Raw genomic sequence first — 5,797 nt, forward strand, 5'->3', positions numbered from 1 at the left:
AATACCACCTCAACACGTCATATGATACGTTTATTTATTTACGCCGCCTTACCGACTCCAGCTCAATTGCAAAAAGCACTCGATGAAGCGGAAGCAGCGAATAAAGCCAAGAGTGCATTCCTCGCCAATATGAGCCACGAGCTGCGCACGCCGCTCAATGCCATCCTCGGTTTTTCCAGCATCATTCAAAAGGATGCGCAATTTCCAGACAACCAACGCCGCAATTTGGAGATCATCAACCGCAGCGGCGAGCATCTGTTGAGTTTGATCAACGACGTGCTGGATATGGCCAAGATTGATGCGGGGCGAGTGGTTCTGGAAGAAGCTTCGTTTGATCTGGGCGGTACGGTCAGAGACGTAACCGACATGATGTCCGTGCGCGCCCATCAAAAAGACTTGCAGCTCGTCATGGATCAGTCGTCCGAATTCCCGCGCTTTATTCACGCTGATGAAGCGCGTCTGCGCCAAGTTATCATCAACCTAATCGGCAATGCACTCAAATTTACCAAAGAAGGTGGCGTAACTTTGCGTTTGGTGACGCGCCAAAATGCCATAGCGCATTTGATGATCGAAATTGAAGACACCGGCTGCGGCATTGCGCCAGAAGACCAACAACGTGTGTTCGAGCCTTTCGTGCAACTGGGCGATCAAAGTGGCAGCACGGGCACCGGACTGGGGCTGACCATCACCCGCCAATTTGTCGAACTGATGGGCGGCCATCTCACCTTGGAAAGTACGCTGGGCAAAGGTTCGTTGTTCAGGATTGACTTGCCGCTGAAAGAAGCCAGGAAAGAAGACATCGCCCAAAGCAAAGAAGCACTGCAAGGGGACGTGGTGGGAGTTCAACCCGGGCAGCCAATCTATCGTGCCTTGATTGTTGAGGATCAGTTAGAAAATCAATTGCTGCTCACTCAACTGTTGGAGAACGTCGGTATTCAGGTCAAAACCGCCAACAATGGCAAGGAAGGAGTCGCGCTGTTCCAAAGTTGGCATCCGCATTTGATCTGGATGGATCGACGTATGCCACTGATGGATGGCATGGAAGCCACTAAAGCGATTCGCCAACTGCCCGAGGGCAAAGCCGTGAAGATCGTGGCAGTAACAGCTTCTGCCTTTGTAGAACAGCGCGAGGAAATGCTGCAAGCCGGTATGGATGACTTCTTGCGCAAGCCGTATCGCGCCAACGAAATCTACGAAGCGTTGACCAAGCATTTGGGGTTGCAGTTTATTTACAAGGGCGGCGCAAAAGCGCAAGTCGCACCGTCCACGTTGACACCGGAGAGCTTTGCCAAGTTGCCCGAGGGCGTGCGTGCCGAACTGAAGGAGGCACTCGAAAGCCTGGAAAGTGAACGCATTACTCGTGCCATACAACAAGTTGCTACGCATGATTCAGCCTTGCAAAAAATGTTGAGCCAGTTGGTCGATAATTTTGATTACCCGACGATACTTAAGGCCCTCAAGCCATAAAGGATCGAGAACATCATGCCCACCCGAGGGAAAATTCTTGCTGTTGACGACACCCCCGCTTCGCTCAGGTTGTTGACGGAGACCCTGCAAGCGGAAGGCTATGAAGTCCGCGCGGCCATCAGTGGCGAACTGGCACTGCTTTCCGCCGCCGGCAATCCACCCGAGCTGATTCTGCTCGATGTGCGCATGCCGGTGATGGATGGCTTCGAAGTGTGTCGGCGTCTCAAAGCGCAAGCTGTCACCCGGGATGTGCCTATCATTTTCGTAAGTGCTTTAACCGAAACAACCGACAAAGTGGAAGGTTTGGGGCTGGGCGCGGTGGATTTTGTCAGCAAGCCGTATCAACGTGAAGAGTTGTTGATTCGGGTGCGCACGCACTTGGAAATGAATCGTCTGCGAAATCAACTGGAAATGCTCGTGGACGAGCGCACCAATGAACTTAAGGCAAGCCTTGCCTTGGTGGCCGGGCGAGAAGAAGCCTTGCGCATGGTCGAACGTAAGCGCGAAGACATGCTGCAGACGTTGCAGGAAGGGGTGCTGACAATTGATACCGCAGGTCAAATAACTTATGCCAACAAGGCCGCGCATGAGATGCTGAATATCTATCCCGATAAAAACATTGAAGGGAAATATTTTCAGGGTCGCGAATGGCAACAGGTGGACTTAGGCGGGCAACCCTTGCCGCCAGATCAACTGCCTTTTGCGATTGCGCTACGCGAACAAAAAAGAGCGCTGAACATTGAACACGGCATCGTCTCGCCCGATGGAATAACTAAATGGTTGTCGGTCAATGCTGCGCCATTGTTTGATGAAACGGGCAACTTGTCGGGCGCGGTCGCTAGTTTCCGTGACATCACCCAGCGCAAGGCCACCGAAAACCAACTGCGCAAACTCTCGCTGGCCGTGGAACAAAGCCCTGAAAGCGTCCTGATAACCGATCTCGACGCCCGAATCGAATACGTGAACGATGCCGCCGCCGCGGTGACGGGCTATGGCCGCGAGGAACTGATCGGCAAGAATCCGAGCCTTCTGCAGTCAGGCAAAACGCCGCCCGAGACCTACGTTGCCTTATGGGACGCTCTGACCCAGGGTCAGCAATGGAAGGGAGAACTTTACAACCGCAGGAAGGATGGCAGCGAATATGTCGAATTCGTGGTCATTGCACCACTACATCAGCCGGATGGAACGATTACCCACTATGTGGCGGTGAAGGAGGACATCACCGAAAGGAAGCGTGCCGGCGAAGAACTGGACCGTTATCGTCACACCCTGGAAGGACTGGTGGAGCAGCGTACGACGGAATTGGTCGCCGCCCGGCAACAGGCCGAGGCCGCCAACTTGGCCAAGAGTACCTTTCTGTCCAACATGAGCCACGAGATACGCACCCCGATGAACGCCATTGTCGGGCTGAGTCACCTGATGCGGCGGGCGGGGGCGACGCCGGAGCAGGCCGATCGGCTGGACAAGATCGACAGTGCCGGGCACCACCTGCTGTCGATCATCAACGACATTCTCGACCTCTCCAAGATCGAGGCCGGCAAACTGCAACTGGAAAGCACGGATTTCCACCTCTCCTCCATCCTGGACAATGTCGGGTCCATCATGGGCGAGGCGGCGCGGGTCAAAGGGCTGCAAATCAGCATCGATGTTGACGCCGTCCCCATTTGGCTGCGCGGCGATCCGATGCGGCTGCGCCAGGCCTTGATCAACTATGCCGGCAATGCCATCAAGTTTACCGAGAGAGGCAGCGTTGCGCTGCGAACCAGGCTGCTTGAAGACGATGGCGAAGAGCTACTGGTACGCTTCGAGGTGGCCGACACCGGCATTGGTATAGCCGCCGACAAAACCGACCGGTTGTTTAATGCCTTCGAGCAGGCCGACGCCTCGACCACACGCAAGTATGGCGGTACAGGCCTCGGGCTGGCGATCAACCATCGACTGGCGCAACTGATGGGTGGCGAAGTCGGTGTTGATAGTACGGCGGGCGTGGGCAGCACCTTCTGGTTCACCGCTCGGTTGCATCACGGCCATGGCATCATGCCCGCCGTTGCGACCCTGGACGCCGCAGATGCAGAGAAGCAGTTGCGCCTGCACCACGGCGGCGCACGTCTTTTGCTTGCTGAAGACAACCTCATCAACCGCGAAGTTGCCGTGGAACTGCTGCACGGTGTCGGCCTGGCCGTGGATACCGCAGTCGACGGGCGTGACGCCGTCAGCAAGGCTCAAGCCCGTGCCTATGACCTGATTCTGATGGATATGCAGATGCCCGATATGGATGGCCTCGAAGCCACCCGTGCCATCCGCGACCTTCCCGGCTGGGCGGCCATACCGATCGTGGCGATGACGGCCAATGCCTTCGATGAAGAACGCCGTGCTTGTGAAGAAGCCGGCATGAATGATTTTGTCGCCAAGCCGGTGGACCCGGGTTTGCTCTATGCCACCCTGCTGAAATGGCTACCGGCTGGTGCAGCTATTGAGCCAGACGGGCCGGCCGATCACTCGCCATCGGCAGCGCCTCCCGATGCAGCCGGGCTTGCTGCCGCAGAGAAGCGCAGAGCGCAGGAAGCTGCGGCCGAGGCCGCACTGTTCCGCTTGGCCAGTGTGCCTGGCCTGAACGTGGCGCACGGCTTGGCCGCGTTGAGCGGCAATGCCGTCAAATATCTGGAACTGCTGGGCAGTCTGGTCCAATCGCACGCTGATTACATGGCGCGGCTGGCGGCCAGTCTGTCCGCTGGCGACACTGCCACCGCTCATCGCCTGGCACACACTCTCAAAGGCACGGGAGCCACGCTGGGCGTCGATCACCTGGCGGAAGTGGCGGCGCGACTTGAGGCAATGTTGCGAACGAGTCAGACAGAAAGTCTTCGCGTTGACGATATCCGCCCTGAAATCGAGGCCATCAACCACGAAATAACCGTTCTGTCCGCCGCCCTGTCAACCTTGTCCATTGCGCGTCCGGTGCAGGACGACCTCGCTTCAATCGATCCGGCAACTCTGAAGGCCGTGCTTGACGAACTCGAAAAACTGCTTGGGCAAGGTGACGCCGCCGCCATCGTGCTGTTCGATGAGCATGCCGCAGAACTGCGAACTGCGCTGGGCCCGCCCGGAGAGGAAATTGACCGTGAGATCAAGAAGTTTGCCTTTGAAGATGCTCGGGAAATGTTGCGAACCGTGCGCCAGGCAAGCAGAAAGGTATGATGCACCGGGTTTCGTGTGGGGAATATTGCCCGGATATTGAATTTGGCCGCCGCTAACGAGCCAGTTAATCAGTATTCGGAATGTCACGTTTGGCGGCCCCGCTTCTGCGGAGTTGTCATTTTCTGGACTACGTGGACCAGCCGTCCATGGCTGAAAGTTCCAACTGGACGTCAAAATGTGAATGACGGATAACGCTGCACTCCGAACCGTGAAGCGAATAAATTGAACTCATGCTGGCCAATGGTTGCTTTCAGGTAAGCGTATCCACCCAACGTCAGCTTTGGACAAAAAATGCAACCTTCGACTGAAGGCAGAGACTCGATCGTCAAGTTTCGCCATGGATCGTCCGCTTTCTGCTGCGTAGCAGACAGCCAGTCGAAAAAATGCTAACAGCGTTTTGAATGGCAGCTTCTATGGGGACTTGTTTGTCAAGCCGTTTTTGATTACGTCATCCATTGACCAGAGTTCATGGCCCCCTGATCAGTGCATGCACGGTGGTTGATGCCCGCGGTGGCAGGCGGCTTGTCAAGGCCGGCCGAAGGCCGCCCGAAGGGCTTGGCCTTGACGAGACGATCGCAACCGCCGACGCTGACGGAGGGTTTGCTGGTCGAGTATTTTCGGCCAGCAAGCCTGACGACAGAGGGCGACTCGCTCCCTTCCCGCCGGCGGGAAGGGCGGGGGGATGGGTGGCTGTCGAGTTCAGCCATGACTTGGCGTGGTTGCATCCGGTTCCAAGGTCGAGGTATGACAAGAGTTTGAGCCAGTGCTCGAACGAACTTCTATCTGTGCAGGGTGTACCGGAGTGGAGCTGCCGTCTGAATGGCGGCTTCGCGGCATGGCTGAATGGCCTTTGATGGCCGGTTGGGTGAGTTCGCCAATGGCAGCTTCGGAGCGGTCCAGTTCGCCGAACCTGGATTTGGCTGACAGGCCGCTTTCGGGCAACCGCTACGGCCGCTTTGGGTCTGTTGCCGACCGTCAGCACCATCTAATCCTGCATTATCCATCGCAAACAATTTGTGCACTGCGTCAAGTGAGCCTCGCGTCAATCACGGAATCCGGATACCCGATTAACCTAATAACCGCAGTTCAAACCACGGCGACAGCGCGAAGCCTCCCTGCAGAGGGACGGCGG

The 5,797-nt window shown here is 56.6% G+C and carries 3 protein-coding genes; 2 read left to right on the forward strand and 1 reads right to left on the reverse strand.

From position 1 onward, the window contains the following. Positions 1 to 1,467, forward strand: a 1,467-nt coding sequence (locus ACOYNV_RS25240) for an ATP-binding protein (protein WP_422902571.1), incomplete at its 5' end; no start/stop codon positions are given. Between the two features lie 15 nt (positions 1,468 to 1,482). Next, on the forward strand, positions 1,483 to 4,665 hold the full coding sequence (locus ACOYNV_RS25245; RefSeq protein WP_422902572.1) for a response regulator: 3,183 nt from the start codon (positions 1,483 to 1,485) through the stop codon (positions 4,663 to 4,665). Between the two features lie 443 nt (positions 4,666 to 5,108). Here the strand turns inward: ACOYNV_RS25245 and ACOYNV_RS25250 are convergent, their stop codons facing one another. Next, entirely contained in the window at positions 5,109 to 5,390 is a 282-nt protein-coding gene (locus ACOYNV_RS25250) for a hypothetical protein (RefSeq protein ID WP_422902573.1), read from the reverse strand. Between the last annotated feature and the right edge of the window lie 407 nt (positions 5,391 to 5,797).

The organism is Propionivibrio sp. (assembly GCF_049316945.1).
Classification (GTDB): domain Bacteria; phylum Pseudomonadota; class Gammaproteobacteria; order Burkholderiales; family Rhodocyclaceae; genus Propionivibrio.